28 protein-coding genes are annotated in these 26,272 nt (G+C 70.8%); 15 read left to right on the forward strand and 13 right to left on the reverse strand.

Annotation, left to right across the window (positions count from 1 at the left end; translation table 11 throughout):
• Positions 1 to 89: 89 nt before the first annotated feature.
• A complete protein-coding gene (locus IEY73_RS08410; protein WP_189078529.1) occupies positions 90 to 1,409 on the reverse strand; it encodes a lytic transglycosylase domain-containing protein in 1,320 nt (439 codons plus the stop codon).
• 106 nt (positions 1,410 to 1,515) lie between these two features.
• Between IEY73_RS08410 and IEY73_RS08415 the strand changes: the two genes are divergently transcribed.
• Both IEY73_RS08415 and IEY73_RS08420 read left to right on the forward strand, forming a co-directional pair.
• Positions 1,516 to 1,740 (forward strand): FmdB family zinc ribbon protein, encoded by a 225-nt coding sequence (locus IEY73_RS08415; protein ID WP_189078530.1) that lies wholly within the window; start codon positions 1,516 to 1,518, stop codon positions 1,738 to 1,740.
• A 321-nt stretch (positions 1,741 to 2,061) separates the two neighbouring features.
• Complete coding sequence (locus IEY73_RS08420) at positions 2,062 to 4,713, forward strand: adenylate/guanylate cyclase domain-containing protein (RefSeq protein ID WP_229715674.1); 2,652 nt, start codon at positions 2,062 to 2,064, stop codon at positions 4,711 to 4,713.
• Between the two features lie 116 nt (positions 4,714 to 4,829).
• On the opposite strand, the gene IEY73_RS08425 is transcribed toward IEY73_RS08420, so the two are convergent.
• The gene (locus IEY73_RS08425) at positions 4,830 to 5,351 is read right to left on the reverse strand and encodes a phospholipase (RefSeq protein ID WP_189078531.1); all 522 of its coding nucleotides are present in this window, start codon (positions 5,349 to 5,351) and stop codon (positions 4,830 to 4,832) included.
• Positions 5,352 to 5,563: 212 nt separating this feature from the next.
• On the opposite strand from IEY73_RS08425, the gene IEY73_RS08430 reads away from it, so the two are divergent.
• Positions 5,564 to 6,583 (forward strand): potassium channel family protein, encoded by a 1,020-nt coding sequence (locus IEY73_RS08430; protein WP_189078532.1) that lies wholly within the window; start codon positions 5,564 to 5,566, stop codon positions 6,581 to 6,583.
• Positions 6,584 to 6,603: 20 nt separating this feature from the next.
• Here the strand turns inward: IEY73_RS08430 and IEY73_RS08435 are convergent, their stop codons facing one another.
• Both IEY73_RS08435 and IEY73_RS08440 read right to left on the reverse strand, forming a co-directional pair.
• On the reverse strand, positions 6,604 to 7,641 hold the full coding sequence (locus IEY73_RS08435) for a 2-oxoacid:ferredoxin oxidoreductase subunit beta (RefSeq protein WP_189078533.1): 1,038 nt from the start codon (positions 7,639 to 7,641) through the stop codon (positions 6,604 to 6,606).
• Entirely contained in the window at positions 7,634 to 9,496 is a 1,863-nt protein-coding gene (locus IEY73_RS08440) for a 2-oxoacid:acceptor oxidoreductase subunit alpha (protein WP_268240426.1), read from the reverse strand. Before IEY73_RS08440 ends, IEY73_RS08435 begins: the two co-directional genes overlap by 8 nt.
• Positions 9,497 to 9,681: 185 nt before the next feature.
• On the opposite strand from IEY73_RS08440, the gene ndhC reads away from it, so the two are divergent.
• The 5 genes from ndhC to IEY73_RS08465 all read left to right on the forward strand — a co-directional run bounded on the left by ndhC (position 9,682) and on the right by IEY73_RS08465 (position 12,425).
• The gene (ndhC, locus tag IEY73_RS08445) at positions 9,682 to 10,059 is read left to right on the forward strand and encodes an NADH-quinone oxidoreductase subunit A (protein WP_189078535.1); all 378 of its coding nucleotides are present in this window, start codon (positions 9,682 to 9,684) and stop codon (positions 10,057 to 10,059) included.
• Between the two features lie 69 nt (positions 10,060 to 10,128).
• Positions 10,129 to 10,692 carry a DivIVA domain-containing protein gene (locus IEY73_RS08450; RefSeq protein ID WP_189078536.1) on the forward strand — a complete coding sequence of 188 codons (564 nt, stop codon included), beginning with the start codon at positions 10,129 to 10,131 and terminating at the stop codon, positions 10,690 to 10,692.
• On the forward strand, positions 10,689 to 11,186 hold the full coding sequence (locus tag IEY73_RS08455) for an SRPBCC family protein (protein WP_189078537.1): 498 nt from the start codon (positions 10,689 to 10,691) through the stop codon (positions 11,184 to 11,186). The genes IEY73_RS08450 and IEY73_RS08455 overlap by 4 nt, the downstream gene beginning before the upstream one ends.
• Positions 11,187 to 11,236: 50 nt before the next feature.
• Positions 11,237 to 11,878: a DNA-3-methyladenine glycosylase I gene (locus IEY73_RS08460; protein WP_268240427.1), complete on the forward strand. Its 642-nt coding sequence runs from the start codon at positions 11,237 to 11,239 to the stop codon at positions 11,876 to 11,878.
• Between the two features lie 16 nt (positions 11,879 to 11,894).
• Positions 11,895 to 12,425, forward strand: coding sequence for a hypothetical protein (locus tag IEY73_RS08465; RefSeq protein ID WP_189078538.1), 531 nt, complete (start codon positions 11,895 to 11,897; stop codon positions 12,423 to 12,425).
• Between the two features lie 48 nt (positions 12,426 to 12,473).
• Here the strand turns inward: IEY73_RS08465 and IEY73_RS08470 are convergent, their stop codons facing one another.
• The 3 genes from IEY73_RS08470 to IEY73_RS08480 form a co-directional block, all read right to left on the reverse strand.
• Positions 12,474 to 13,286, reverse strand: coding sequence for a S1 family peptidase (locus tag IEY73_RS08470; protein WP_189078539.1), 813 nt, complete (start codon positions 13,284 to 13,286; stop codon positions 12,474 to 12,476).
• A 107-nt stretch (positions 13,287 to 13,393) separates the two neighbouring features.
• Positions 13,394 to 14,179, reverse strand: a complete 786-nt coding sequence (locus IEY73_RS08475) for an enoyl-CoA hydratase-related protein (RefSeq protein WP_189078540.1) — start codon at positions 14,177 to 14,179, stop codon at positions 13,394 to 13,396.
• Positions 14,176 to 14,988 (reverse strand): PaaX family transcriptional regulator, encoded by an 813-nt coding sequence (locus IEY73_RS08480; protein ID WP_189078541.1) that lies wholly within the window; start codon positions 14,986 to 14,988, stop codon positions 14,176 to 14,178. Before IEY73_RS08480 ends, IEY73_RS08475 begins: the two co-directional genes overlap by 4 nt.
• A 274-nt stretch (positions 14,989 to 15,262) precedes the next feature.
• Here IEY73_RS08480 and IEY73_RS08485 point away from each other — a divergent pair, with 274 nt between their 5' ends.
• Both IEY73_RS08485 and IEY73_RS08490 read left to right on the forward strand, forming a co-directional pair.
• Positions 15,263 to 15,430 carry a DUF3117 domain-containing protein gene (locus tag IEY73_RS08485; RefSeq protein WP_189078542.1) on the forward strand — a complete coding sequence of 56 codons (168 nt, stop codon included), beginning with the start codon at positions 15,263 to 15,265 and terminating at the stop codon, positions 15,428 to 15,430.
• 76 nt (positions 15,431 to 15,506) lie between these two features.
• Positions 15,507 to 16,931, forward strand: a complete 1,425-nt coding sequence (locus IEY73_RS08490; protein WP_229715675.1) for a leucyl aminopeptidase family protein — start codon at positions 15,507 to 15,509, stop codon at positions 16,929 to 16,931.
• On the opposite strand, the gene IEY73_RS08495 is transcribed toward IEY73_RS08490, so the two are convergent.
• Positions 16,928 to 17,491, reverse strand: a complete 564-nt coding sequence (locus IEY73_RS08495) for an O-methyltransferase (RefSeq protein ID WP_189078544.1) — start codon at positions 17,489 to 17,491, stop codon at positions 16,928 to 16,930. The two genes, IEY73_RS08490 and IEY73_RS08495, sit on opposite strands and share 4 nt — an antisense overlap.
• Positions 17,492 to 17,714: 223 nt before the next feature.
• Here IEY73_RS08495 and IEY73_RS08500 point away from each other — a divergent pair, with 223 nt between their 5' ends.
• Complete coding sequence (locus tag IEY73_RS08500) at positions 17,715 to 18,980, forward strand: S1C family serine protease (protein ID WP_229715676.1); 1,266 nt, start codon at positions 17,715 to 17,717, stop codon at positions 18,978 to 18,980.
• A 103-nt stretch (positions 18,981 to 19,083) separates the two neighbouring features.
• Positions 19,084 to 19,551 carry a twin-arginine translocase TatA/TatE family subunit gene (locus IEY73_RS08505; protein WP_189078545.1) on the forward strand — a complete coding sequence of 156 codons (468 nt, stop codon included), beginning with the start codon at positions 19,084 to 19,086 and terminating at the stop codon, positions 19,549 to 19,551.
• Between the two features lie 23 nt (positions 19,552 to 19,574).
• Here IEY73_RS08505 and IEY73_RS08510 read toward each other — a convergent pair whose 3' ends face one another.
• Genes IEY73_RS08510 through IEY73_RS08520 form a run of 3 tightly spaced genes read right to left on the reverse strand, consistent with a single transcriptional unit; the run spans position 19,575 to position 22,567 of the window.
• Positions 19,575 to 20,732 (reverse strand): Mrp/NBP35 family ATP-binding protein, encoded by a 1,158-nt coding sequence (locus tag IEY73_RS08510; protein WP_189078546.1) that lies wholly within the window; start codon positions 20,730 to 20,732, stop codon positions 19,575 to 19,577.
• A gap of 21 nt (positions 20,733 to 20,753) precedes the next feature.
• On the reverse strand, positions 20,754 to 21,278 hold the full coding sequence (locus IEY73_RS08515; RefSeq protein ID WP_189078547.1) for a DUF1003 domain-containing protein: 525 nt from the start codon (positions 21,276 to 21,278) through the stop codon (positions 20,754 to 20,756).
• Complete coding sequence (locus IEY73_RS08520) at positions 21,275 to 22,567, reverse strand: magnesium transporter MgtE N-terminal domain-containing protein (protein WP_189078548.1); 1,293 nt, start codon at positions 22,565 to 22,567, stop codon at positions 21,275 to 21,277. Before IEY73_RS08520 ends, IEY73_RS08515 begins: the two co-directional genes overlap by 4 nt.
• Positions 22,568 to 22,594: 27 nt before the next feature.
• On the opposite strand from IEY73_RS08520, the gene IEY73_RS08525 reads away from it, so the two are divergent.
• Positions 22,595 to 23,488, forward strand: a complete 894-nt coding sequence (locus tag IEY73_RS08525; RefSeq protein WP_189078549.1) for a PhzF family phenazine biosynthesis protein — start codon at positions 22,595 to 22,597, stop codon at positions 23,486 to 23,488.
• Here IEY73_RS08525 and IEY73_RS08530 read toward each other — a convergent pair.
• Together IEY73_RS08530 and IEY73_RS08535 are read right to left on the reverse strand one after the other, a co-directional pair.
• Positions 23,485 to 23,985: a hypothetical protein gene (locus tag IEY73_RS08530; RefSeq protein ID WP_189078550.1), complete on the reverse strand. Its 501-nt coding sequence runs from the start codon at positions 23,983 to 23,985 to the stop codon at positions 23,485 to 23,487. The two genes, IEY73_RS08525 and IEY73_RS08530, sit on opposite strands and share 4 nt — an antisense overlap.
• An 11-nt stretch (positions 23,986 to 23,996) precedes the next feature.
• Positions 23,997 to 24,710 (reverse strand): HAD family hydrolase, encoded by a 714-nt coding sequence (locus tag IEY73_RS08535; RefSeq protein WP_189078551.1) that lies wholly within the window; start codon positions 24,708 to 24,710, stop codon positions 23,997 to 23,999.
• Between the two features lie 152 nt (positions 24,711 to 24,862).
• Between IEY73_RS08535 and IEY73_RS08540 the strand changes: the two genes are divergently transcribed.
• Together IEY73_RS08540 and IEY73_RS08545 are read left to right on the forward strand one after the other, a co-directional pair.
• Positions 24,863 to 25,765, forward strand: a complete 903-nt coding sequence (locus tag IEY73_RS08540; protein ID WP_189078552.1) for a DMT family transporter — start codon at positions 24,863 to 24,865, stop codon at positions 25,763 to 25,765.
• Positions 25,762 to 26,169 (forward strand): CoA-binding protein, encoded by a 408-nt coding sequence (locus IEY73_RS08545; RefSeq protein ID WP_189078553.1) that lies wholly within the window; start codon positions 25,762 to 25,764, stop codon positions 26,167 to 26,169. The genes IEY73_RS08540 and IEY73_RS08545 overlap by 4 nt, the downstream gene beginning before the upstream one ends.
• The last annotated feature ends 103 nt before the right edge of the window (positions 26,170 to 26,272 follow it).

Below are 26,272 nucleotides of genomic sequence, written 5' to 3' on the forward strand. Positions count from 1 at the left end.
GGTCCCTACACGGAAATATGCTCACCAGATCACTCTGAGTGTTTGGGTCTTGCGCGGAGTCGATCCGTCGCCGCCATGCCGCACCCCGGTCACGATCGGCTGAGCCGACCGTACTCGTCGGCCGCGTCGAAGACCTTCTGCGCGTACGGGCTGACGGCGTTGTACGAGAGGATGGCATCCCACCAGGCGTCCGCCTTCGCCAGATCGCGCCCTCCTTGGCAGAGGTAATCGGCGGCGGCCAGCGACGCGTCGTCGATGTCGTTCGGGTCGGCCGTACCGCTGTTGTCCGCGTCGACCGCCACGGTCTTCCACGTCTGGGGGATGAACTGCAGCGGCCCGACCGCGCGGTCATAGGTGGTGTCGCCGTCCAGGGTGCCCTGGTCGGTGTCGCGGATGAGTTCGCGTCCCCCCTTGCCGTTCAACGGCAGGCTGAGAATGGTCGGCTGGACGACGCCGTCCGCGCCGAGTACGGCGCCGCCGGTGCTGCCGTGTCCCGATTCGACCTTGCCGATGGCGGCGATCGTGGTCCAACTGAGGTGGCAGCTCGGAGTGGTGTGGGCCAGCACTCTCTCGGCGTAGCCATACGCCTGCACGGCTACCACCGGGATGCCGGACTTGGTGCCGACGGTTTGCGCCCAGCCGGCAAGCGCGTCGGCGGGCCGCCCGCCGGTCGCCGCCGGTGCCGAAGCGGGGACGCCGGGCAGCGACGGGGGCGCCGCCGGGGCGGACACGGTCGGCGGTGCCGCGGCGCCGCTGGGCGCTTGCTGCGAAGCCTCGGCGCCGAACTCGGGAGTCGCGCTGGGCGGCGGCGGGGATTCCATGGCGGCCGGCACCACGTAGGCTCCGGCGGTCGCGGCCCCGACGACCAGGAGCACCGCCACGATCACCGGGACCAGCAAGCGTCCGGTCGGGCGTTTGGCCCAGGCCGAGGTGGTGCGCCCGGCGCTGCGCGCGGCGCGGACCGGGTTGGCGTGGCGAAGCGCCTTGGTCACCCACCGTCCGGAGGAATTGCGCACGGCGACCACGGCCGCTTTTTCCGGTACGCCTAGCTTATCTTTTTTGTCTGAGAGGTCCTTGCTGTCGGGCTTATTCTTGCTGTCCGGCTTGTCTGGTCCGGCTGGTTCGTCCTTGCCGGCTGACCCGTCCGCGTTGGCCGGCGCGGGGGGCCGGATGTCGCCCACCGCCGACGCGGGTTTGCCCGCCGGTTCGCTCGCCCGGTCGGCCGACTTGCTGGTCTTACCTGCCGGCTTGCTGGTCTTGCCTGCCGGCTTGCTGGTCTTGTCGGCCGACTCGGCGGCGACGCGTGCCGCGTCGTCCTTCGCCGCAGGCGTTGCCGGGGCCTCGGCGTCGCCCGGCTGCGCGCGAGCGGAATCGTCGTTCCGCGATGGATTCTCCTGCCCCTCCGCCACGTGCCCGACAGTACCCGTTCGGGTGGTTGGCGGGCGTGCCGCATATGTCGTATCCGCGGCCCGGCGACACCGCCGACGATTGTGGACACCGGACTAGGCTGTGCGCATGCCGCGATATGACTATCGGTGCCGTGCGTGCGGCGCCACCTTCGAGGTGAGCCGTTCGATGCGCGATGCCGGTGCGCCGGCCTCCTGCCCGCAGGGCCACGCCGACACGGTGAAGCTGCTGTCCACCGTCGCCGTCACGGGGCGTGCAGGCGCCACCGCCTCTGCTCCCGTTCCGGACGTTCCCCGAGGCGGCGGTTGCTGTGGAGGCGCCTGCGGTTGCTGACCACTCTCGGCAGTCGCGCAGACACCAGTCGTCGCGGTTGGTGACACCTATCGGGTAGACCTGACCGGTCCGGCAACTGTCGCCGCCCGTCGCGCAACCCGCGATGAACCATGTCGTTACGTCACGCGTACGGCCGTGCGTAGGCGTCAATGCTTTACCGTCAGGCCACGTGGCGGACAGTGAGCGATGCGGCGCGGCCATGGCCGTCCCGTGACGTGATGACCAGTTGCGGAGCGACCGGAAATGACTCGACTTTCCGAGGGGGCGGAGGTACCCAGCGTGCCGGGGGCGATCGAGCTGCCAAGCGGCCAGGTGACTTTCATGTTCACCGATATCGAGGGCTCGACGCGTCTTGCCCGGATGCTCGGCGACCGATACGGGGAGGTGCTGGGTGCTCACCGGGCGGTGGTGAGGCGGGTGCTGTGTCAGTACGGCGGTGTGGAGCTGTTCACCGAGGGTGACTCCTTTTTCGTGGCGTTTCGTGACGCGCGTTCCGCCTTCGCCGCCTGTGTGGCCGCGCAGCGCGGACTGGCCGCCCACGACTGGCCGAGCCAGCAGGCCCGGCCGCTGGTGCGGATGGGGCTGCACACGGGTTGGGCGGTTCCGGTCGCCGGAGAATATGCGAGCGCCGAGGTCCATCGTGCCGCCCGGGTCGCCGCGGCCGCCCACGGTGGTCAGGTGCTGTGCTCGCGGGCCAGCATGCGCGCCGCCACCGAGCAGGTGCCCGCGCCGCGTCCCGCACCTGCCGAGGCTGGGGCCACGACCGAGGTGATGTCCGGGGTCGGCCTGATCGATCTCGGCCCGCATCTGTTGCGCGGCTTCGACGATGTGGAGCAACTGTTCCAGGTGGTGGCCGAGGGGCTGGACCGGCACTTCCCGTCGCCGCGGACGCGACGTGCCCCACGGCACAATCTGCCCGCCGACGTCACGTCCTTCATCGGCCGGCGTCCGGAATCGGCCGAGCTGCGAAGCCTGATCGCCGACCATCGGCTGGTCACGGTCTCCGGGCCGGGTGGGTCGGGCAAGAGCAGGCTGGCACTGGCCGTGGCGCGGCGGCTGCTGAGCGCGTACGCGCATGGTGTCTGGACGGTCGATGTGGCCGACGTGCGTGATCCGCCGGGGTTGCCGACCGCCATGATGGACGCCCTCGGCCTGCGGCGGGAGCCGGGCCGGCCGGCGTTGGACACAGTGATCGAGCAGTGTGCCGGGCAGCGGATGCTGGTCGTGCTGGAGACCTGCGAAGCCGCGCCGTTCGCGGTGGCCCGGCTGGTGCGCCGGTTGCTCGCCGACTGCTCGCAGATGGACGTGCTCACCACCGGCCGCCAGCCGCTCGGCGTGCCGGGTGAAGTGCTCTGGCGCATCCCGCCACTCGCCCCCGCCGACGCGTTTGCGCTCCTCAGCGAGCGCACGGTGGCCGCACGTGGTGGCCGAGTGATCGGCGCGCACCGCGGGCATCCGCGATATGTCGCGGACGAGTTGCCGGATCTGGCCCGGGTGGCGTCGCGGCTCGACGGATCCCCCCTGGCGATTGAGCTGGCCGCCGGGCGGCTGCGCCTGCTCTCGGCGGCGCAGCTCGCGGGCCGCCTCGACGATCCGCTGGCCGCCCTGGACCCGAGCCGGTCCGCCGACGTGACGCTCGATGCGAGCCGGCGCCACGACAGCCTGACCCGGAACATCGACTGGTCCTATCGGACACTCAGCACGGCGGCCACGTGGATGCTGCACAGCCTCGCGGTCTTCGCCGGCCCGGTCGACCTGGAGGTCGCCGAGTGGTGCCACGACGGTGCCGTGACGGCGCTGTCCGAACTTGCCGACAAGTCGCTGGTCGACGTGCTCGCCGGGCCGCGTTACGGAATGTCCGCGCAGGTCCGCAGCTATGCCACCGGCAGGCTTGCCGCGTCCGGCCAGGAGGTCGCCGCGCGGGACCACCACCTCGCCTGGGCGGTCCGCAGCCTCGATCGCCTCGCGAATCCGTCCGACGGGCACTCGCAGACGCTCGCACTGACCGAATTCGCCCCCCATGTGGACGAGTGGGAGCAGGCGTTGCGCTGGTCCGCGGAGGGCGGGGACGTACGCTCCGGGCTGCGCTTGGTGCAGGCGCTCGACGTCTGGTGGCGGGAGAACGGCGGCACCCGGCGTGGCCGCGGTCTGTTGGCCCGGCTGCATCGTCGGCTCGGCCACGTGGAGGTGGCGCCGGACGACCTGGCGGCCGTGCACCTGGTGCGCGCCGGGCTCGCCGACGACCGCGAGGAGCGTTACGCGGCGCTGGTCGAGGCGGAGGCGGCGGCACGTGAGGCGAAGGACCCCGACCTGCTGATCCGCGCGATCGCCGGTCGGCGCCTCACCGGGATCGGGGGCGGCGCGTCGTCCGAGGCCGAGCAGGTGTGCCATGGAGTGATCGCACGCGCCGGCCGGGCGGGCGTGCCGGAAGCGGCGCTACCCGCGGTCCTTCTGCTGGCCGAGTCGCTGTGGCGGCGCGGCGCCCTCGACGAGGCCGCGGACCTGCTCGGCGGCGCCCGCCTGCTGGAGACGGCCCGGCCCGAGGACCGCGGACGGCGCGCCGTCGACTGGATGCTGGGCATGGTCGCGTTGCGTCGCGGCGACCTGGTGGCGGCGCACGACCATCTGGTGGTGGCGCTGCGCTCGCGGCTGCGGCACGGATTCCGGGGCGCCGCCGCCGACGCAGTGGCGGCGGTGGCCGCGCGCTGCGCCCTCGGCGACGATCCGGTCACCGCGGCGGTGCTCTTCGGTGGTGCGGAAACCGTGACCGGGGTGCGCCGTGTGGCGTCCTTCGGCTCGTACTGGGCGGAGCTGCGGGTCCGGCTCCGCGCCACGCTGGGCGACGCGGCGTTCGACGCGGCATGCGCCGACGGCGCCGAGACCGGCTTCGATCGGATTGTTGCCATGGCGCTCGCGGTAGAACATCCCGATTTGGAGCGGGGCTTCGTGCGACTCGCGCAGACGGTGCGGTGACCACCCGCCCGCGCACCACCCGGCGCGGGTCGCCGAGCCGCGAGCACGTCCGGCGGGTGCCGCAGACGCGAGACCGCGCCCGGCGGACATACCGGGCGCGGTCGTGGGCGATCGGGTCAGCGGTTGGCGGCGACCGCCTGGCGCTTCATCTGGGCGGCGCGGTCGATGTCCTTCTGCTGCACCGCGGTCAGCGAGCCGAAGATGTGCACCGCTTCGTAGTACGTCCACGCCAGGCTGTAGCACGCGGGCTGGACGACGGCGCTGTAGGTGGCGCACTTGCGCTTGAGGTCGGCGTAGAACGCCGAGTCCAGGCGGGACTTGTTGGCCGAGAAGGTGCCCATGTCCTTGTAGTTGCGGTACCCGAAGTCGTGCCGCCAGCAGGCCAGCGTGAAGTCGAATCCGAGCGGGTTGTCCGGGCTGGCCGAGCAGTAGTCGGTGGACCAGTCGAAGCCGTAGGACGCCCAGGGCGTCCGGTCGAGCCGGGCGGCGTTCCACTGGTCGTAGCTGGACGCCGCGGTCTGGGTCCAGTTGGACAGCACGGAAGCCTTGCTGGCCGCGGCCGACGCACCGCTGGCCGGGGCCAGGACGGCCAGGACAGCGGCGAGGGAGACGACGGTACGGCGGACGAGCCGTTTCATGGGGGGACCTCCAGCGGAGCGGGCCCCCGGGTGGGGGCGCTCGGAAGGCCAGTCTCGGCATACGACCTTGCCTCATACAACCGTGTCGATGTCTTTTTATGGAACGGTGACTCAACTTACCCGCGGGTAGTGTGGCGTACGGCCATGAGTGACGTCCTGACGAACGGCGCCGGACCCGCCCGCTATCGTGATGGCGTGCAGGTGGGCGTTCAGTGATACACCTTCCCCTGGTCCGTCAGGGTCCGTTGCGCGCGCTGGCCATCCGGCTCGTGCTCGCGGTCGTCCTCGTCATGGTGACCGTCCTGGTGATCTATTTGGATCGGGACGGCTATCGCGATGTCAACGCCGACGGCCTCTCGTTGCTCGACTGCTTCTATTACGCTGTGGTGTCGCTGTCCACCACCGGCTATGGCGACATCACCCCGTTCACGCCTGCCGCGCGCCTGGTGAACATCCTGTTCATCACGCCCGCGCGCGTGCTCTTCCTGATCATCCTGGTCGGGACCACTCTTGAGGTGCTCACCGATCAGTATCGCAACACCCTGCGTGTGAGCCGGTGGAGGCGGAAATTGAAGGACCACATCATCATCTGCGGGTACGGCACGAAGGGGCGCGCCGCGGTCAGCGCGCTGCTGGAGACCGGGTACGACAAGTCCCGCATCGTGATCGTGGAGAACCGGGAGGCGGCGCTGCGGCAGGCGGCGGCGAACGGCCTCGCGGCCATCGAGGGCAACGCGACCCGTTCGTCGGTGCTCAACGAGGCTGACGTGAAGAACTGCAAGTCGGTAATCATCGCGACCGACAGCGACGAGGCGTCCGTGCTGATCACGCTGACCGTGCGGCAACTGACCGCCGGCCAGGTCCGGATCATCGCGGCGGTCCGCGAGCAGGAGAACGCCGCGTTGCTGAAGCAGAGCGGTGCCCATCACGTGATCGTGTCGTCGTCGACGGCCGGCCGGCTGCTCGGGTTGACGACCACCACGCCGCCGCTGATCGACGTCGTGGAGGACCTGCTCACCCCGGGCCAGGGGATGGCGCTGGCCATGCGTTCCGCGGAGCGCGCCGAGGTCGGCCGGAACCCGCGGGACCTGCAGACGCTGGTGGTGGCGCTGATCCGCCGCGGCAAGGTCATGCCGCTCGGCGGCGAGCAGGTGGTCACCATCGAGACCGGCGACATGATGATCTATATCCGTGACGAGGAGGCCACGGTGCCCGGCGTGCCCGTCTCGTAGCCCACACCGGGCGCGCGGTGCTACAGGATGGTCCAGGTGTCGCCGGTGTTCAGCAGGCCGGACAGCATCTCGTCGGGAGTGCCGGTGGCCTGCGCCCGCGCATCGAGGAGCTGCTTCTGCACGATCTCGTCGTAGGTCGGCCGCGGCACGTTCCGGAACACGCCGATCGGCGTGGTGCTCAGATCCGACCCGGAGAGCCGGGAGAGCGCGAACGCGTACGCCGGGTCGTCCACCGTCGCGTCGTGCACGATGGCCTCGCCGCCCTCGCGGACCTGCAGGCCGAAACTTCCCTCCGGGTGTACGACGGAGTAGCGGCCGTCCGCACCGAACGTGATGGGCTGCCCCTGCTCCAGACGGATCAGGTGATCGTCCCGGCTGGACGCGTCCTTGAGCAGCTCGAAGGCCCCGTCGTTGAAGATGTTGCAATTCTGGTAGATCTCCACGAACGCCGACCCGTGGTGCTCGGCCGCGGCACGCAGCACCGACTGCAGGTGCTTGCGATCCGAGTCGATGGTGCGTGCCACGAAGCTCGCCTCCGCGCCCAGGGCCAGGGACAGCGGGTTGAAGGGGGAGTCCGCGGACCCGGCCGGCGTGGACTTGGTGATCTTGCCGATCTCTGAGGTGGGGGAGTACTGCCCCTTGGTCAGGCCGTAGATCCGGTTGTTGAACAGCAGGATCTTCACGTTCACGTTGCGGCGCAGGGCGTGGATGAGATGGTTGCCGCCGATGGACAGCGCGTCGCCGTCGCCGGTGACCACCCAGACCGACAGGTCCGGGCGGGACGACGACAGGCCGGTGGCGATCGCCGGGGCGCGTCCGTGGATGGAGTGCATGCCGTAGGTGTTCATGTAGTACGGGAATCGCGAGGAGCAGCCGATCCCCGAGACGAACACGATGTTCTCCCGGGGAATGCCCAACTCCGGCATGAACTGCTGGACGGCGGCAAGGATCGCGTAGTCACCGCAGCCGGGGCACCAGCGGACCTCCTGGTCGGACTTGAAGTCCTTGGCGGTGAGCTTCAGCGGGGTGCGGCCCGCGGGGATCGCCGGGCTAGCCATTCTTCACCACGTCCTCAAGCATGTTCTCCAGCGTCGCGGCCGTGAACGGCAGGCCGCTGACCTGGTTGAAGGGAATCGCGTCGATCAGGTACCGGGCGCGGATCTCGCGCGCGAGCTGGCCCAGGTTCATCTCCGGGATGACCACCTTGTCGTACGCGGCCAGCACCGCGCCGAGGTTCGCGGGCATCGGATTGAGGTGACGCAGGTGCGCCTGGGCGATCGGCAGGCTCCGCTGCCGCAGGGCACGGCACGCGGCGCCGATCGGCCCGTACGTGGACCCCCAGCCCAGCACCAGCACTCTCGCGTTGTCGTCCGGGTCCTCGACCTCGATGTCGGGCACCGGGATGGCCGCGATGCGTTCCGCCCGGATGCGCACCATGAAGTCGTGGTTCGCCGGGTCGTACGAGATGTCGCCGGTCTTGTCCGCCTTCTCCAGGCCGCCGATGCGGTGTTCCAGCCCCGGCGTACCGGGAACGGCCCACGGCCGGGCGAGCGTCTGCGGGTCCCGCAGGTAGGGCAGGAACCGGCCGTCCTCGCCGTTCGGCGCGTCCGCGAACGGCACGTGCAGGTCCGGAAGTTCGGTCACGTCGGGCAGCAGCCACGGCTCCGAGCCGTTGGCCACGTAGTTGTCCGACAACAGGATCACCGGCGTGCGATAGGTGAGCGCGATGCGCGCCGCCTCGATCGCGGCGTGGAAGCAGTCCGAGGGCGAGCGGGGCGCGATCACCGCGACCGGCGCCTCACCGTGCCGGCCGTACAGGGCGAGGTTCAGGTCGGCCTGTTCGGTCTTCGTCGGCATGCCGGTGGACGGGCCGGCGCGCTGCACGTCGATCACCACCAGCGGCAGCTCCAGCGCCACCGCCAGCGAGATGGTCTCGCTCTTCAGCGCGACACCCGGACCGGACGTGGTGGTGACGCCCAACGCGCCGCCGTAGGACGCGCCCAGCGCGGCGCCGACCGCGGCGATCTCGTCCTCGGCCTGCATCGTGGTGATCCCGAAGCGCTTGTGCTTGGACAGCTCGTGCAGCACGTCCGAAGCCGGCGTGATCGGGTACGCGCCGAGGAACACCGGGAGCCCCGAGCGCACCCCGGCGGCCACTACCCCGAGGGCCAGCGCGGCGTTTCCGGTGATGTTGCGATAGGTGCCCGGCCGCATCCGGGCGGGCTTCACCTCGTATCGGACGGCGAAGTCCTCGGTGGTCTCGCCGAAGTTCCAGCCCGCCCGGAAGGCCGCCGTGTTGGCCGCGACCAGCTCCGGGCGCTTGGCGAACTTCTGCTCCAGGAAGCGCAGGGTCGACTCGTACGGCCGGGAGTACATCCAGGAGAGCAGCCCGAGAGCGAACATGTTCTTCGCGCGCTCGGCGTCCTTCTTGGCCACACCCGTGTCCGCCAGCGCGGCCACCGTCATGGACGTCAGCGCCACCGGGTGCACCGCGTAGCCGGCCAGCGAGTCGTCCTCCAGCGGGCTCGCGGCGTACCCGACCTTGGCCAGGTTGCGCCGGGTGAACTCGTCGGTGTTCACGATGATGTCCGCGCCGGCCGGCAGATCGGCCAGGTTCGCCTTGAGCGCCGCGGGGTTCATCGCCACCAGCACGTTCGGCGCATCGCCCGGCGTGAGAATGTCGTAGTCCGCGAAGTGCACCTGGAAGCTGGACACTCCCGGCAGCGTCCCCGCGGGCGCGCGGATCTCGGCGGGGAAGTTCGGCAAGGTGGATATGTCATTGCCGAGCTGTGCGGCTTCCGAGGTGAATCGGTCCCCCGTCAGTTGCATCCCGTCGCCAGAGTCACCCGCAAACCGGATGACCACCCGCTCGAGTTGCTCCACCCGCTTCTCGGGCGCATCGACCTCGGCCACTTCGTTCATCCTCCTGGCGTCACTTTCAGCCTACGTCGCCGCTCCTTACGCGGCCGAAATCATGGCCTGTGATCCCGGCCCGGACCACAGTAACGAGGTAAGGCTTGCCTGAACCACTGGCGTCCCACACACGACGCACCGGACTGTGCCACGTCGGCTCCTGGCATTCTCGCTAGGCTGCCCGGGTGGACGGCTATCTGGGTTCGTACGCCACGCTCGGGCTCACCCTGCTGGTGGGCGTGCTGGTCTTCGTGCTGGCCTTCGCCGCCAACCGGTTGTTGCGGCCGGCGCACCCGGCGGAGCCGCCGGGTAAACGGGTCGCCTACGAGAGCGGCGTGGACCCGGTCGGCGGCGACTGGGCGCAGGCGCAGATCAGGTACTACGTCTATGCCTATCTCTATGTGCTGTTCGCCGTCGAGGCGGTGTTCCTGTTCCCCTGGGCGGTGATCTTCGACCGTCCCGGGTTCGGCGGCGTCACGGTCGCCGAAATGGGCATCTTCGTGGCAGTTCTGGCGCTCGGCATCCTTTACGCCTGGCGCAAACGCATCCTCGCCTGGACGTGACGCGCGGCGGCGGCCGTCGTGGGGGTGCCGGACTCGCCACGCGGTGTCCGTCGTGCCACGATCGTCGCTATGGGTCAGCTTCTGCTCTTCGTCGTCGTGGCGTTGGTCGTCGGTGCGATCGTGTTCGGCGTCACCGTGATGCTCGGAGGCGGTGACTCGGGACTGACGCCGGTGGAGCCGGACGGCCAGTCGGCGCCGTTGCCCGGGGACCGGCCGCTGGGCGAGGAGGACATCGTGCACGCCCGGTTCGACACCGCGCTGCGCGGCTACCGCATGTCGCAGGTCGACCAGGCGCTGAAGCGGGCGGCGTACGACATCGGTTACAAGAGTGAGCTGATCGGCGTGCTGGAAGCCGAGGTGCTGGCGCTGCGTGAGGGGCGGACGTCGGACGCGGACATGTTGCGCCGGGCGCGAGAGGCGGCGGTCATCCCGGCGGTTCCGACGGAGGCCCGCACCGACGGTGCGGAGCCGGGCGACGATGCCGACGTCATGGTCACCGGCGGCCAGACCACCGACGACCCGGTCGGCGTGGTCGCGGAGATGCCCTCCGGCGCGCCGCCGGTTCCCTCCGCCGGGCAGGCCCAGAAGAAGAACGCCGGATCCACGCGCGACGCCGCGACGGAGGGCCGATGAGCGCGGCCGAGCCGGTCGATGGTCTGGGCGACGCCGCACGGCCGGGCACCGGGGAGGTCACCGCGGCGGTGATCGTCAACGCCCCCGCCGAGCGCGTCTTCGCGGCGTTCCTGAGCTGGGAGAAGCAGTCCGAGTGGATACCCCTGACGACGGTGCGCGTGGTGGAGGGCGACGGCGGCGCGGGCAGTCTGGTCGAGGCGGTCACCGCGCTCGGGCCGGCGGTGCTGCGTGACGAGCTGCGTGTCATTCGGGTGAACCCGCCCTATGAGGTGCGCGTCGTGCACTGCGGCAAGGTGTTGCGCGGGCCGGGCTCGCTGCGGTGCACCCCGATGTCGGGCAACCGCACCCAGGTGGTGCTGCACGAGTGGTTCCACCTGCCGGCCGGCCCGGTCGGCAGGCTCGCGTGGCCGGTGCTCTGGCCCGGTTCCAAGGTCAGTTTCACCTCGGCGCTGAAGAAGTTCGGCCGGCTGGTGGAGCAGGGCCGCCTGCCCTGACTCCCCGCGCGCGGAAGGCCGATGTCACAGGTCGCGTCTACGGTGTTGCGGTGACCGACACGATGCCCGATCCCGCCCTCCCCGCTGCGCGATCCGACGGTGCCGTGGCACCCGAGGCGGTCGGCCTGACGACCGGCCCGGACGGGCAGCCGCGCTGCTTCTGGGGCGCCGGCAGCGCGGACTACATGGTCTATCACGACACCGAGTGGGGCCGGCCGGTGCGCGGCGACGACGCCCTGTTCGAGCGGATGACCCTGGAGGCGTTCCAGTCCGGGCTGGCGTGGATCACCATTCTGCGCAAGCGGCAGGCCTTCCGCGCGGCGTTCGACGGCTTCTCCATCGCGGCGGTGGCCGCCTTCACCGAGCGGGACGCCGAGCGTCTGATGGCGGACGCCGGCATCGTGCGCAACCGGATGAAGATCGACGCCGCGCTGCGCAACGCGCGCGTCGCCGCGGAACTCGACGGCGGCCTCGCCGCGCTGCTGTGGTCCTATGCGCCGTCCCGTCGCCCGCGGCCGGCCTCGCGGGACGCGGTGCCCGCTCGTACGTCGGAGTCCACGGCGCTGGCCAAGGACCTGAAACGCCGGGGCTTCGCCTTCGTCGGTCCCACCACGGCGTACGCGCTGATGCAGGCGACCGGAATGGTGGACGACCACATCGAGGGGTGCTGCGTGCCGCCCGCCGCGACGTGAATGGTTCGATGGGCGCATGGCGCAGTGGGCGGTGATCATTCCGGCGGATCAGTGGGCGGCCGAGCGGTTGTTCCACCACGACACGGTGGCGGTGCCGGGGACCACGGGGGTCGATCCGGCGCCGGGGGACGACGCGCTGCTGGTGGCCGGTGGTGCGGATCCGTGCGCGGTGGCAGTGGCGACGATCCGCGAGGCGCGGACGGGCGCGTTGCTGGTCGGCTATCGGCGGCGGGCCTTCGACGAGCCGGTGCCCGTCGAGGACCTGAAGCTGTCCGAGGCGGTGACCGCCCTGGACCGGGTCGACTTCGACCGTGTCGCGGCTCGCGTCGGCGGTCGCCGGGTGATGACGGACTGGCTGGTCAGCGTGGCGATGCCGATCGAGGCGGCGCAGCCGGCGGAAGCGGTTCGGCAGTTCTGGTCGTACGTGCGGGAACTGGGCCCGGCGGAGCTGCCCGCGCTGGTCTGGCCCTCCGGGAAAGAGTTGGCCATGCAGGCGTTCGTGCTGGGCACCGAGGCGAACCAGGACCCGGAGGAAGAGGACGACTGAGGTCCCGGCCCCGCGACGGCGGCGACCGGGACCCTCGCGGTCGGGCGACTAGCCGCCCAGGCTGGACGCGGCCGACTGGATCGCCGACGCGAAGTAGCTGACCTGGGTGTAGACACCCGGCTTGTTGGGCCGGGCGCATCCGTCGCCCCAGCTCACGATGCCGACCTGGATCCAGGCGTTGGCGGCGTCGCGGCGGAACATCGGTCCGCCGGAGTCGCCCTGGCAGGTGTCCACGCCGCCGGCGGTGTAACCCGCGCAGATCTCCTCCGCCGCGATCACCTGGCCGTTGTACATGCTGCGGGAGTTGCAGGTGGCGTCGTCCACGAACGGCACGGTGGCCTTCAGCAGGTAGCGTTGCTGGGCGCCGCCCTCGCGGTTCGCGCCCCACCCGGCGATGGTGAACGTGCCCGAGTCGTACGCCGTGGTGGTGGCGATCTTCAGGGTGGACAGGCCGGTGACCGGGCTGGACAGGCGGATCAGCGCCCAGTCGTCGCCGTAGCCGTTGTATCCGGGTGCCCGGTAGACGTAGTTGGACGACCGGGTGATCCGGCTCGACGAGTTCAGGTCGACCACCCCGAGGGTGGCGGTGATGCTGGTGTTCGTGCCGGTCCGGCCCACGCAGTGCGCCGCGGTGAGCACCAGGTCCGAGCTGTAGAGCGCGCCGCCGCAGCCCATGGAGAGGCGGACCATGAACGGAAACTCGCCCTGCGCGGCCTGGCTGCCGCCGACCACGGAGGGACTGACGACGCCGTCACCGGTCGGCCCGGCCGCAGCGGCGGGTGCTGCGGGGGTGAGCGCACCCATCGCCGCGACGGTGAGCGCGGCAGCCGCCGCGCCGAGCAGATTGCGCATTCTTGCCATCCAGGCCTCCCCGGCCCACGGTGCACCCGGTGGGGCGCACGGCTTGTCGAATGCACCAGAGCGTAGGCATTTATGGGAGTGAATGCATCTATCCCGAACGTGTCATATCACCGGCCCTGAAAATCCGGGCGCTGCTTGGCCACGAAGGCGGTCACCGCAGTCACATGGTCCTCGGTCGCCGCGCAGATGACCTGGGCCTGGTTCTCCGCGGCGAGCGCATCGGAGAGCGTACCGGCGTCGCCGACGGACAACTCGCGCTTGATCGCGCCGTACGCCACGGTGGGGCCGGCGGCCAGCCGGGCAGCCAGCTCCTGGGCTGCCGGCAGCACCTGGTCGTCGTCCTCGGTCAGCCGGGAGAGCAGGCCCATCTGGTACGCCGACTGCGCCGGCACCGGCTCGGCGAGCAGCAGCAATTCCAGCGCGCGGGCGTGGCCGACGATGCGCGGCAGCGACCAGGAGACGCCCGTGTCCCCGGCCAGGCCCACGTTGGCGAACGCCATCAGGAACGTGGTGGCGGGTCCGCCGATGCGGAAGTCGGCGAGCAGTGCCAAGCCGGCTCCGGCGCCGGCGGCCGAGCCGCCGACCGCGGCGACGACCGGCTTGGGCATGCTGGCCAGGCGCTGCGCGATCGGGTTGTAGTGCACCTCGACGGTGTCCAGCTTGCCCCCACGTTGCAGGACTTGGGCATGTTCGCGCAGGTCCTGGCCCACGCAGAAGCCCTTACCCGCGCCGGCCAGCACGATGGCCCGGCACGACCGATCGGTGGACAGCTCGCCGAGGGTGTCGCGCAACGCCTCTTTGAGCTCCACGTCCAGGGCGTTCATCTTGTCCGGCCGGTTCAGGGTGAGGGTGACGACGGCGTCGGTGCGTTCCACGAGAAGCGAATCGGTCATAACTCCGAGAATCCCATACGACCGCTGCGTGTGATCGGGCCGAGACAGCTCTCCACGAAGCGGTCGGCGGCCGGTCGCAGGCGTGCGGCGTGCTTGTCGGCGAAGACCGCGGCGGCCGTGCCCGGCCATGGCGACGGCAGCAGCGACGACGGGAGCTGCGGGTCGGCGAGTCCCACCGATCGCCACGCGTGCAGAAGGTGAAAGCGAGCCACGTACGCCTCTTCGTCGGTGCTGCGCACGGTGATCGCCCGCAGGGCCCGCCGTTGTCCGGAGACGAACTCCTCGTACGCCTGCGCGAGCTCGCCGAGATTCCAGGCGCGCCCCGCCAGGTCGGCGGCGCTCGGCGAGCCTGCGGCGTGTGCGGCGCTGAAGCGCTCATACTCGACGCGGGCTTCGATCAGCACCGCGTCGAGTTCGTCGGCTGGCCGTGGTGCCACCCAGGCGTGCTCGCCGAGCATGCCGTACCCGAGGAAGGTGAGCCGTTGCCCGTGCCGCCGGGACACCGGCGCATGGAGCAGCACCAGATCGAACCTGCCGTCCCAGCCGATCCGGCCGTTGCGGCCCGTTCGCGCGGAGGTCTCGTCCAGGCGGCGAGCGGCCTTCGGCGTCAGCAGATAGCCGGGCCCGGAAACCAGACGCATGGGGTGCAGCCACCCCTGCCGAACCATCCGGGACACCGCGGTGCGCACGGCCGGTGCCGCGATGCCGAGCGGCGCGAGCAGTCTGACCAGGGCGGCAACGCTCGCGCGGCCACCCTTGCTCCGCAGGTAGTCGCCGTAGAGGTCGAAGAGTGCCGACCGCGCCTGCATGACCGCACATTGTGACAGTCGAAAAGGCTATATGCTAGACGCTGTCACATCTGCCCGGGCTGGGTTTGGGTCCGCCGGTGTTCATCAGGGAAAATGTTTGATCGGCACGGTGGTCCGGGTCGCGTGCGAGCGTGTGTGGTCGGCGCGCAGTGGTCGGCGCGGCTGCCGGTCGGACACGAGGTAACGGCGTCACGTGAGGCTGAGCGCGTGGCGTTGATGTAGTGGCTGTGGGGTATAACCCACCGACCCTGATGTAGGTCTGAGGGGAGACAAGATGGCGGCGATGAAGCCGCGGACGGGCGATGGTCCGCTGGAGGTCACCAAGGAAGGGCGCGGGATCGTCATGCGTGTCCCGCTGGAGGGTGGTGGCCGTCTCGTCGTTGAGATGACTCCGGACGAGGCCAACGCACTTGGTGACGCGCTGAAGGCGATCGTCGGCTGACGCTCACGCGGGCCCGTCGGTACGGTAACGCCGTACCGGCGGGCTTTCCATGTCCTGGACCGAAAGGCATCCGTACGTGTTTGCGATTCGCCTGACCGACGCCCGGAACTCCGCCGACGCGAGCGCCCGGGTGGTGCCGGCTGGCGCCGACGGCCCGCTGGTCGCCGACGAGCGGGTGGCCGCCCACTGCGAGGCCCGCGGCACCCCGCAGGCGGGGGCGGTGCGCGAACTGTGGCACCCGGACGGCCCGGTGCTGGTGGTCGGTGTGGGTGCGCAGACGCTCGGCGAGTGGCGTGCCGCCGGCGCGGTTGCCGTCCGCGCGATGACCGGCGACGGGCCGCTGCGAGTGCTGCTGCCCGCCGCGGTGCCGGACGACGCGATGCGCGCCCTGGTGGAAGGGCTCTGGCTGGGCGGCTACCACGTGCGCACGCCGCGCACCGAGGCGGTCGACGTGCAGCTCACCGGCGCGCCCACGGACGGTGCCGAGGCGCGTCTGCGGGCCGCGATCGAGCAGGCGCGTGCGGTCGCCTCGGCGGTCTGGTTCGCCCGCGATCTGACCAATGCGCCGGCCTCGGAGAAGAACCCCGCCTGGTTCGCCGACCAGGTGGTGGACGCCGCATCCGGCCGTGTCGACCTGAGCGTGACGGTGCGCGACGAGCAGCGGCTGGCGGCGGAGGGCTTCGGCGCCCTGCTGGCCGTCGGCGGCGGTAGCGCCACCCCGCCGAGACTGGTCGAGATGAGCTATCGCCCGCCCGCCGCGCGGCAGCACATCGTGCTGGTCGGCAAGGGCATCACCTTCGACACCGGCGGCATCTCGATCAAGACCCGTGAGGGCATGAAGCTGATGAAGAAGGACATGGCCGGCGCGGCGGCGGTGGTGGCGGCCACGCTCGCGGCGGCGGACTTGCGTCTGCCGGTGCGCGTCACCACCCTGGCGCCGCTGGCGGAGAACGCGGTCAGTGGCTCGGCGTACCGGCCCGGTGACGTGATCGAGCACTACGACGGCACCACCACCGAGACCACCAACAGCGACGCCGAAGGGCGGCTGGTGCTCGCCGACGCGCTCGGGTACGCCGTACGCGACCTGCGTCCCGACGTCGTCGTCGACCTGGCCACGCTGACCGGGGCGAACGCGGTGGCACTGGGCCGGCGCACCGCGGCGCTCTACAGCCACAACGACGATCTCGCGGCCGCCCTGGTGTCCGCGGGAGAGATGGCCGGCGAGGCGATGTGGCAGCTACCGCTGCCGGACGACTACACCGACCTGCTGCGCAGCGACCTGGCCGACCGGCACAGCTCACCCGCGGGCGGGCCGGGCTCGGTGGTCGCGGCGCTCTTCCTGCGCGAATTCCTGGGCGACAGGGTGGGCGACTGGGCACATCTGGACATGTCTGCGCCGTCCTGGTCGGACAGCGCGGACGGGGTACTGAGCAAGGGCGCGACCGGCTGGGGCGCGCACATGCTGGTGCGTTGGCTGGAGCGGCAGGGCGAGGCCGGCTAGCGGCGCACCGCGGCCAGCACACCGGTGCCGGCCGGGATGAGCGCCGGCACCCAGTCCGCCGACTCCCGGATCCTGCTCAGCGTCTCGCGGATGGTCACCGTGTCCACATCCCGGGCGGACGGATCGCCGATCCGCCCGCCGGCCAGCGCGCCGTTCACCACGAGCACCCCGCCGGGGCGCAGCAGCCGCAGCGCGGCCTCCGCGCAAGCGCCCAGCTCGGCCGGGTCCGCGTCCAAGAAGACCAGGTCGTAGACGCCGTCGGCGAGCCGCGGCAGCACGTCCAGCGCGCGCCCGGTAATGATCCGGGTGCGTGACGGCGCGAACGCGGCCTCGGCGAAGACCCGCCGCGCGATCCGCTGATGCTCGTGGTCCACGTCGATGGTGGTCAGCACGCCGTCCGCGCGCATCCCGCGCAGCAGCCACAGGCCGCTCACGCCGGTGCCGGTGCCGATCTCCACCACGGCCTTGGCGCTGCCTGCCGCCGCGAGCAGCCGCAACACGGCGCCGACACCCTGACTGACCGACGTGAGTCCGAGCTCGGCGGCGAGATTGCGTGCCATTTGCAGGACCTCGTCCTCGCCGGCGAACGCCTCAGCGAAGATCGAAGACTGGCCCTCGGGGGTCCCGAACGGGCGGGCTACGGTGGCGATGACGACCCCCTCGTGCGTGCATGGACTCCTATGAGCGTAGAGGGACGTGACGCGTGGCTTCGATGAAGGCGGTGCATCCGTGTCATCCTGGATGCGGAGCCGCGCATCGGCGCGGGACGAGTGGAGGACCGACGTGACCGACGGCTGGAACTGGCGCCGGCCTCCGACACCCCCGGCCGCAGAGTCCGGTCGTCCCGCCGGGTCCCCGTGGTGGTCCGATGCGTTGACCGATCCGTGGCGCGACCCGCAAGCACCGGCGGCAGTGGTGGTGCCGGCCCCGCCGGCGAGCACCGGGCCAGCCCCGGAACCCGTCGCCGATCCGGACGCGCCGCGCCGCAGCCTCGCCCCGATCCTGATCATCTGTCTGGTGACCGCGTTGCTGGCCGGCGGGCTTGGCGGGACGTTGGGATACGTCTTCGCGATGCGGTCCGGCGTGGGCGCCGGGAGCACCGCGCTGGGCGCCCCGGCCCAGCAGAACCCGGCCGGCGTCGACCGCGCGCCGGAGTCGCTGGCCGGCGTGGCCAAGACGGTCACCCCCAGCGTGGTCACCGTGCGCGTCACCGGGGCCATCGGGTCTGGCTTCGTGGTCACCGGCAGCGGGTACGTGATCACCAACGACCACGTGGTCGAGGGCGCGGACAGCGGCGCCATGTCGGTGGCCTTCAGCGACGGTTCCACCGCTCGCGCGAGCCTGGTGGGACGGGACCCGGAGTCCGACATCGCGGTGCTGAAGGTGTCCAAGTCCGGCCTCCAGCCGGTCCGGCTGGGCAACTCCGACCAGATCGCGGTCGGTGATCCGGTGCTCGCCTTCGGTTCTCCGCTGGCCCTGGTCAACACCGTCACGTACGGCATCGTCAGCGCCCTGGATCGCACCATCGAAGCGGGCGAACCGGGCGGGGTGACCCGCTACTACGCGGCCATCCAGACCGACGCGGCGGTCAACCAGGGCAACTCGGGCGGGCCGCTGGTGGACGGCGCGGGCCGGGTCATCGGCGTCAACTCGGTGATCCGCTCCATCGGCGCTTCGGAAGCCGAGGCGGGCAACATCGGATTGGCCTTCGCCATCCCGATCAACCAGGCGCAACGGGTGGCGTCGGACATCATCGACTCGGGCAAGGCCCGGCGCACCGTGATCGGCGCCGAGGTCGTCACCGGAGGCACCGGCGTGGCCAGTGGCGGCGCCCAGTTGCGGTCGGTCGACTCGGCCGGACCGGCGGCGCGCGCCGGCCTGAAGGCGGGCGACGTCGTCACCAAGATCGACGGGCATCCGCTGGAGGACGGCACCGACCTGATCGCCCTGGTCCGCAAGTACGCCCCGAACACCGTGGTCTCGGTGGAGTACCGCCGCGGCGGCAGCGACATGACCGCCTCGGTCACGCTCGCCGCGGACTCCAACTAGCCGACCGGACGCTCAGCGAATGCGCGTACGCTAGGCCCCGTCGCCGGGTCGATCCGCCGGACGTGGGACCGGGCCGGCGCGACGGATTCAGGGGAGGCCCCGGGTGTTCGAGAACCTGAACTGGTGGGAGATCGGCGCGCTGCTCATGCTCGCGCTGATGATCTTCGGGGAACGGCTGCCCAAGGTCATCGGTGACGGCATGCGGATGCTGCGCGGGCTGCGCGCCATGGCCCAGAACGCCACCGCCGACCTGAGCCGTGAGCTCGGCACCGACATCCAGTTGCAGGACTTGCACCCTAAGGCGTTCATCCGCAAGCACCTGCTCAGCGAGGAAGACGAGGCGGCCATCCGCAAGCCGCTCCAGGGTCTGTTCGACGACGTGAAGCAGGACCTCAACGGCGTACGGTCGGAGCTCAACGACGTCGCGACGGCGGCCGACCCGAAGTCGTGGCGTGCGGAAGCGGCCTCGGAGTCGTCCGCATCGGCGGCGGTGTCGGGCGGCCCGGCCAAAACGGCCGGGGAGAGCCCGGCCAAGCCGTCGACGCCCGCCTACGACTTGGACGCCACCTGAGACGGATGGCCCCCTGAGGTTTGCTACCGCCCGCCGGCGTTCACGGTCAGCCCGAGCGGCTTCCCGACCAGGGAATCCCGGCGTACCGCCAGGCGTTCCGCCACCGCGTCCAGGGCACGCGCCGCCGGGGTCTGCGGATCGGCCAGCACCACCGGATCGCCCTCGTCACCGGACTCCCGCACGCGGGTGTCCAGCGGGATCTGACCCAGCAACGGCACCGAGGCGCCCACCGTGCGGGTCAGGGACTGCGCGACGGTCTCGCCGCCGCCGGCACCGAACACCTCCATCCGGGAGCCGTCCGGCAGTTCCAGCCATGACATGTTCTCCACCACGCCGACCAGGCGCTGATGGGTCTGCATGGCGATCGCGCCGGCCCGCTCGGCGACCTCCGCCGCGGCCGCCTGAGGTGTGGTGACCACCAGGATCTCGGCGTTCGGCAGCAGTTGTGCCAACGAGATGGCGACGTCGCCGGTGCCCGGCGGCAGGTCGAGCAGCAAGACGTCCAGATCGCCCCAGTAGACGTCGGCGAGGAACTGCTGCAGCGCCCGGTGCAGCATCGGACCGCGCCACACCACTGCCGCGTTTCCCGCGGTGAACATCCCGATGGAGATCACCTTCACGCCGTGTGACTGGGGCGGCATGATCATGTCTTCCACGCGGGTGGGACGCCCGTCGACGCCGAGCATCCGGGGCACCGAATGGCCGTAGATGTCCGCGTCGATGACGCCGACGGACAGCCCGCGCTGCGCCAGCGCTGCCGCCAGGTTCACGGTCACGCTGGACTTTCCGACGCCGCCCTTGCCACTGGCCACCGCGTACACCCGAGTGCGCGAGCCGGGCTGGGCGAACGGGATGACCGGCTCCGCCTCCCCGCCGCCTCCGCGCAGGCTGGCCTGCAGCTCCTTGCGCTGCTGCTCGGACATGACGCCGAAGTCGACACGCACTGATGCGATGCCGGGGATGGCGGTGAGCGCCGCGGTGATGTCGGCGTTCAGCTTGTCGCGCAGCGGGCAGCCCGAGACGGTGAGTAGCAGCTCGACCGTGACCGTGTCCCCGGTCACGGTGAAACCCCGCACCATGCCGAGCTCGGTGATCGGGCGGCGGATCTCCGGGTCGTCGACGGTGGCCAGGGCTGCCTGGATGGCGTCTTCGAGCGCGGCCGAGGGAGCGGGAGCTGACATGCGGCCCATGCTACGTCGCTCTCAAGTGCGGTCCGCGTCCCACTCCTTGCGCTCCAGCTTCTGCCGACGGTGCGCCGCCTCGTCGAGTTCGTCGGCCAGCCGGCTCAGTTCGGACCGGACGAAGTCCCGGGTCGCCACCTCGCCCAACGCGACACGCAGCGAGGCGATCTCGCGTGCCAGATATTCGGTGTCCGCCTTCTGCATCGCCGCTCGACGGCGATCCTCTTCCATGGCCAGCCGGTCCCGGTCCGTCTGCCGGTTCTGCGCGAGCAGGATCAGCGGAGCCGCGTACGAGGCCTGCAGTGACAGCACCAGGGTCAGGAACGTGAAGGTGTACGGGTCGAACCGCAGACTGGCGGGCGCCAGCGTGTTCCAGGCGAACCAGGCCCCGATCACCACCGTCATCCAGACGATGAACCGAGCGGTCCCCATATAGCGGGCGATGTTCTCGGACCACTGACCGAACGCCTCCGGGTCGAACCGCGGCAGCCGCACCCGGCCCGGCTGCACCGGCTGGTCCAGCCGGTCACGGCGCAGATCGCTCACCGTGTCGCCCTCGGCAGGATCGCGGTGTCCGTGTCGTCCTTATCCCGGTCGCGCCAGTCCCGCGGCAGCGAATGGTCCAGCACGTCGTCCACCGTCACCGCCCCTACCAGCCGATATGCGTTGTCGACCACCGGCATCGCCACCATGTCGTAGGTCGCCATGCGCCGAGTGATCTCGGTCAGGTCCGTCTCCGGCGACAGCGGGTCGATGTCGGTCTCCACCAGGCCGCCCAGGATCGCGGCCGGCGGTTCCCGCAGCAGCCGCTGGAAGTGGGCCATGCCGAGGTACTTCCCGCTGGGCGTGGCGGACGGCGCGCGCGCCACGAACACCTGTGCGGCGACCACCGGCGACAGTTCCGGTTCGCGGATGCGGGCCAGCGCCTCGGCCACGGTGGCGTCCGGCGTCATGATCACCGGTTCCGACGTCATCACGCTACCCGCCGTGCCGGGACGATAATTCATCAGTTGCCGGACCGGTGCCGCTTCCTCCGGTTCCATCAGATCCAGCAGCACCGCCTGCTCGGCCTTCGGCAACTCGGCCAGCAGGTCCGCCGCGTCGTCCGGATCCATCCGTTCCAGCACGTCCGCGGCGCGCTCCCGGTCCAGCCGGATGAGGATCTCCACCTGGTCGTGCTCGGGGAGTTCCTCCAGCACATCGGCCAGCGTACGGTCGCTCAACGCCTCGGCCACCTCGTTGCGCCGCGCCGACGGCAGATCCTGCAGCGCGTTCGCCATGTCCGCCGGCCGCATCTGCTCCAGCAGAGCGATCAGGTTCGACGTGCCCTGGGTGTCGGTCGGCCCGATCAGGCCCTTCACCCGCTCGTATTCGGCCTGATAGACGTGTCCTCGACGCGCGAGCCGACCGGTGTGCTGACGGACCGCGATCCGGGTGACCAACCACTCGTTGTTGCGGTTCAGGTCCATCCCGACGTCCACCACCGTTCCGGCGGTGCCCGGCCCATTGCCGTCCTCCGGCAGCACCGTCACGCGGCGGTCCAGCAGATCCTCGAGCACGAGCAGCTCGTTCTGCCGCTTCTCGAAGCGGCGCAGGTTCAGCGTGCCGGTGCTGAGCACGACCGCATCGGCGTCCATGGAGGTGACCCGGCCGATCGGCAGGAAGATCCGGCGTCGCAGCGCCATCTCCGCGATCAGGCCGACGATCTGCGGCGGTCGGTTCGTGGTGCGCAGCCGCACCACCGCGTCGCGTACCCGGCCCACGCGATCGCCGTTCGGGTCGAAGACGGGGAGCGCGGCGAGGCGTGCGAGATACACCCTGGTCCCCATGGTCACGTCCCCAGAGTAGGTTAGCGTCGGGTCATGTCTACCGTGGCGTACGAGATCGTCGACGTCTTCACCGATCGGCCCTTCGCCGGCAATCCCCTTGCCGTGGTGTTCGATGCCGAAGCCCTCGCGGCGGATCAGATGCAGGCGCTGGCGCGCGAGTTCAACCTTTCGGAGACGATTTTCGTGCTGCCACCGGAGCGCGGCGGCACCTATCGAGCGCGGATCTTCACACCCGAGGTCGAGCTGCCGTTCGCCGGGCATCCCAGCGTCGGCGCCGCGGTGACCATGATGCGGCGCGGACTCACCGCCGCGGGCGGCATCGTGCAGGAATGCGGCGCCGGCAATCTCCCGATCGACGTCTCCCCGGCCGGGTCGGCCACGCTGACCGGCGGTCAGCCGACGCTCGGCGACGCCGCCGATCCCAAGATGCTCCTGGAACTGGCCGGTCTGACCGCCGACGATTACGCCGGAGACCAGACGGAGGCGACGGGCGATGCGGTGCCGCGTCGTGCCGGGTGCGGGCTGGAATGCGCGTTCTTGCCGGTACGCCGGTCGGCTCTGTCCCGGGCCCGCGTCGACGCCGACTTGTCCCGGTCTCTCGCCGAGCCGCTGATCAGCGTTTTCGCCTGGGATGCGGAGACACATCAGGCGTACGCGCGGGTGTTCGCTCCGGGGGTCTCGGTGGCGGAGGATCCGGCGACCGGTTCCGCGGCACTCGGCCTCGGCGTGTGGCTTGTCGGGTCCGGCTGGTTGCCCGCGGACGGTACCTCCGACTATGTCGTCCATCAGGGCGTCGACATGCATCGGCCGTCGCTGTTGACGTGCACGGTGACTGCAGCCGGAGGGACGCCGACCGCCGCGACCGTGTCCGGTCACGTCGTGCCGGTGGCCAGGGGTGAGATCGCGGTGCCGCCGTTCGTGGGCTAGCGGCGGACGCGATGCAGGCGGAAGGGGCGCCGCGCAACAACCCGGGCGGGGCTCTCCCGTGGCGGCGCGGCTCCCGCGTCGTCGGGCAACTCCGGCGCTCCCACCGCGGTCTCGGGCTGCGGACGCAGCCGCACCACGGCGCAGCCGGTCGTTGCCCACCTGCCGACCACGTGGTCGGCGGTGCCGACGGCGTTCAGACGCTTGCCGGCGAGTTGCGGGGCGATCGTCTGCCAGTCCTCGGTATCCGGGGCGACGCGCTCGACGGCCGCCTCCCAGAGCACGATCAATCCGCCGTTGTCGCCGCGCAGACGCACCGTGGCCGACCCGGCATCGGCCAATCCGGGCGCGCTCTGCTCGCCCGGACCGGTCACCACGATCAGCGTGCCGTCCAGCGGCATGCACCACAGCGCGCGTGGCGGCTGATCGCCGACGGACACCCAGGCCAGCGACGCCTTTTTGACCGCTTCGTCGATCAGGAACCCGCTCACGCGGCCCATCCTGCCACGCGTCAGGCCACTGCCGACTCTCGCACGAGGGACGCACCGTCGAGCAGCGGCAGCAACTCGCTCAGCGCGGTCACCTGCGGCCCGGCGAATTCGGTGTCCGGGTTGAAGACCAGATGATCGGTGAGGTCGGGTGCGGCCAGGCGGACGGCCGTCATGCCGACCGCGGCGGCGCCCGTCAGCTCCCTGCTGCCTCCGTCGCCGACATACAGGCATTCCTCCGGGGCCACGCCGAGCCGTGCACAGGCGGCCCGATAGATCGCCGCCTCCGGCTTGCATACTCCCAGCTCCACCGAGAACACCCGGACGTCCAGCAGGTCGGCGACGGGCAGGCTGGGCAGGAACAGCGGCAGTTCGTACGTGCAATCGCTGATCAGCGCGGTGGCCAGTCCGCGTTCGCGGATGGCGGTCAGGGTGCGCACCGCGTCGGGCCGCAGCCGGGTGTCCGCCAGCATCGCGTCCACCCGGGCGGGCAATGCCGCCGCGAGCTGGGACGGACGCGGGTGCCCCCCGGCAAGCTCGGTCACGAACTGTAGGGTCGCCTCGGCCGATCCGAAGGTTCCTCGCGCCCGTGAGTGGAACGTACGGTCCAGAACGTTGAGCACGGTGACCGGGTCACATCCGAGGGCGCGGGCGATCGCAGCATGCTGCGGTCCGCGCACGACGGATCGGGTGAGAGTGCCGAAGAAGTCGAAGACGACCGCGCGGCAAGCGGACACGATGAACCAGCCTCCTTGAGGGGCGGTGAGGGGCGAAGCGAAGGGCCGTACCGGAATAAACCCAGCGAAGCGTAATCATGTGATCACTCTGTGCTCAAGACGGAGTCATCGAGTGTGATATGTACGGCAAGAAGCGACGGCGGGGGATGAATATGAGCGCACGCCGCCAACAGCTCTCGACCGTGCTCGCCTTGGCCGTCGCGGTGCTGGCCATTTCGTCCTCCGGGCCGCTCATCGCCTTCGCCGCGGCCCCGGCGCTGGCCGTCGCGTTTTGGCGCAACGGGCTGGCCTTCACCGTGCTGACCCCGATCTCGTTGGGTCCACGCCGCCCGGAACTCGTGCACATGCCCCGCCGGGCATGGACCTACTGCCTGCTGGCGGGAGTCGCCCTGGCCGCCCATTTCGCTCTGTGGATGCCCAGCGTGCAGCTCGGATCGGTGGCCACGGCCACCGCGCTTGTCGCCACGCAACCGGTCTGGCAGGGATTGATCGCGGCCGGGCAGGGCCGGGCGCCGAGCCGGGCAGGGTGGATCGGCATTGTCCTCGCGGTCGCCGGCGCCGTCTGGACCACCGGCATCGACTTCGGCGTCTCCCCGCAAGCCGTCTTCGCCGACGTGCTCGCCGTGCTGGGCGCGGTGGCCGCGGCGGTGTACGTGGCCCTCGGCGAACAGGCGCGCACCAGCTCGAGCACCACCACCTATACCTGGGTCTGCTACGGCACCTGCGCCGTGGGGCTGCTCGGGATCTGCCTCGCGGCGGGCGTTCCGTTGCACGGGTACGCCCCGACGACCTGGCTGGCAGTCCTGGCGCTGGTGGCGGGCGCGCAGTTGCTGGGCCATTCCATGTTCAGCTACGCCCTGCACCACGTGTCGGCGACGGCGGTGAGCGTCCTCGTGCTGCTGGAAGTCCCCGGTGCGGCGCTGCTGGCCTGGGCCTGGCTGGGCCAGACCATCCGGGCGGACCGCGTTCCCGGCCTGGTGCTGCTGGTGGCCGGGGTGGCGGCGGTCGTCGTCGGCGGACGTTCGCGCATGCCCACCGCTAGTGTCGAGCTATGAGGAGCGCCGCAGAAATTCTCGCGGACGCGTCCACGATCGCGGTCGTCGGCGCCTCGCGGGATCCGTTGAAGCCGGCACACGCCGTCCCACTCCAGATGTCCCAGTACGGGTGGCACGTCATCCCGGTCAACCCGTACGTCGATGAGGTCTTCGGGATCCGCACCGTCCCGACGCTGGCCGACATCGACGAACCCGTCGACCTGGTGGACATCTTCCGGCCGGCCGCCGACGCCGTGCAGATCGTGCGGGAAGCGGCGGCGATCAAAGCACGCGCGGTGTGGTTGCAGAGCGGCATCGTCTCGGCGGAGGCCCGACGGATCGCGGCCGAGGCGGGCATGGACTATGTCGAGGATCGATGCGTGGCGGTGGAACGCGCCGCCGCCCGGCTGACGCGGCTGTCCTGACGGCACGCCGCCGGCGATCGACGCCGAATTGACACCCGCCGGGCATGGACACCGGCGCTCCGTGATTTTCACGGGCGGTTACTGTGCCGGGAAACAAGGAGGG

The sequence above is a fragment of the Mangrovihabitans endophyticus genome (genome assembly GCF_014646155.1).
In the GTDB taxonomy this organism is placed as follows: domain Bacteria; phylum Actinomycetota; class Actinomycetes; order Mycobacteriales; family Micromonosporaceae; genus Actinoplanes; species Actinoplanes endophyticus.

Excerpts from the sequence above, each read along its gene's own strand:
- IEY73_RS08420 (WP_229715674.1), top strand. The coding sequence starts at position 2,062 with ATGTTCACCGATATCGAGGGCTCGACGCGTCTTGCCCGGATGCTCGGC.
- IEY73_RS08435 (WP_189078533.1), bottom strand. The coding sequence starts at position 7,641 with ATGGCTAGCCCGGCGATCCCCGCGGGCCGCACCCCGCTGAAGCTCACC.
- IEY73_RS08450 (WP_189078536.1), top strand. The coding sequence starts at position 10,129 with ATGGGTCAGCTTCTGCTCTTCGTCGTCGTGGCGTTGGTCGTCGGTGCG.
- IEY73_RS08425 (WP_189078531.1), bottom strand. The coding sequence starts at position 5,351 with ATGAAACGGCTCGTCCGCCGTACCGTCGTCTCCCTCGCCGCTGTCCTG.
- IEY73_RS08495 (WP_189078544.1), bottom strand. The coding sequence starts at position 17,491 with ATGGCACGCAATCTCGCCGCCGAGCTCGGACTCACGTCGGTCAGTCAG.
- IEY73_RS08475 (WP_189078540.1), bottom strand. The coding sequence starts at position 14,179 with ATGACCGATTCGCTTCTCGTGGAACGCACCGACGCCGTCGTCACCCTC.
- IEY73_RS08480 (WP_189078541.1), bottom strand. The coding sequence starts at position 14,988 with ATGCAGGCGCGGTCGGCACTCTTCGACCTCTACGGCGACTACCTGCGG.
- IEY73_RS08525 (WP_189078549.1), top strand. The coding sequence starts at position 22,595 with ATGTCTACCGTGGCGTACGAGATCGTCGACGTCTTCACCGATCGGCCC.
- IEY73_RS08510 (WP_189078546.1), bottom strand. The coding sequence starts at position 20,732 with ATGTCAGCTCCCGCTCCCTCGGCCGCGCTCGAAGACGCCATCCAGGCA.
- IEY73_RS08545 (WP_189078553.1), top strand. The coding sequence starts at position 25,762 with ATGAGGAGCGCCGCAGAAATTCTCGCGGACGCGTCCACGATCGCGGTC.
- IEY73_RS08530 (WP_189078550.1), bottom strand. The coding sequence starts at position 23,985 with ATGGGCCGCGTGAGCGGGTTCCTGATCGACGAAGCGGTCAAAAAGGCG.
- IEY73_RS08470 (WP_189078539.1), bottom strand. The coding sequence starts at position 13,286 with ATGGCAAGAATGCGCAATCTGCTCGGCGCGGCGGCTGCCGCGCTCACC.
- IEY73_RS08465 (WP_189078538.1), top strand. The coding sequence starts at position 11,895 with ATGGCGCAGTGGGCGGTGATCATTCCGGCGGATCAGTGGGCGGCCGAG.
- IEY73_RS08455 (WP_189078537.1), top strand. The coding sequence starts at position 10,689 with ATGAGCGCGGCCGAGCCGGTCGATGGTCTGGGCGACGCCGCACGGCCG.
- IEY73_RS08540 (WP_189078552.1), top strand. The coding sequence starts at position 24,863 with ATGAGCGCACGCCGCCAACAGCTCTCGACCGTGCTCGCCTTGGCCGTC.
- IEY73_RS08415 (WP_189078530.1), top strand. The coding sequence starts at position 1,516 with ATGCCGCGATATGACTATCGGTGCCGTGCGTGCGGCGCCACCTTCGAG.
- IEY73_RS08485 (WP_189078542.1), top strand. The coding sequence starts at position 15,263 with ATGGCGGCGATGAAGCCGCGGACGGGCGATGGTCCGCTGGAGGTCACC.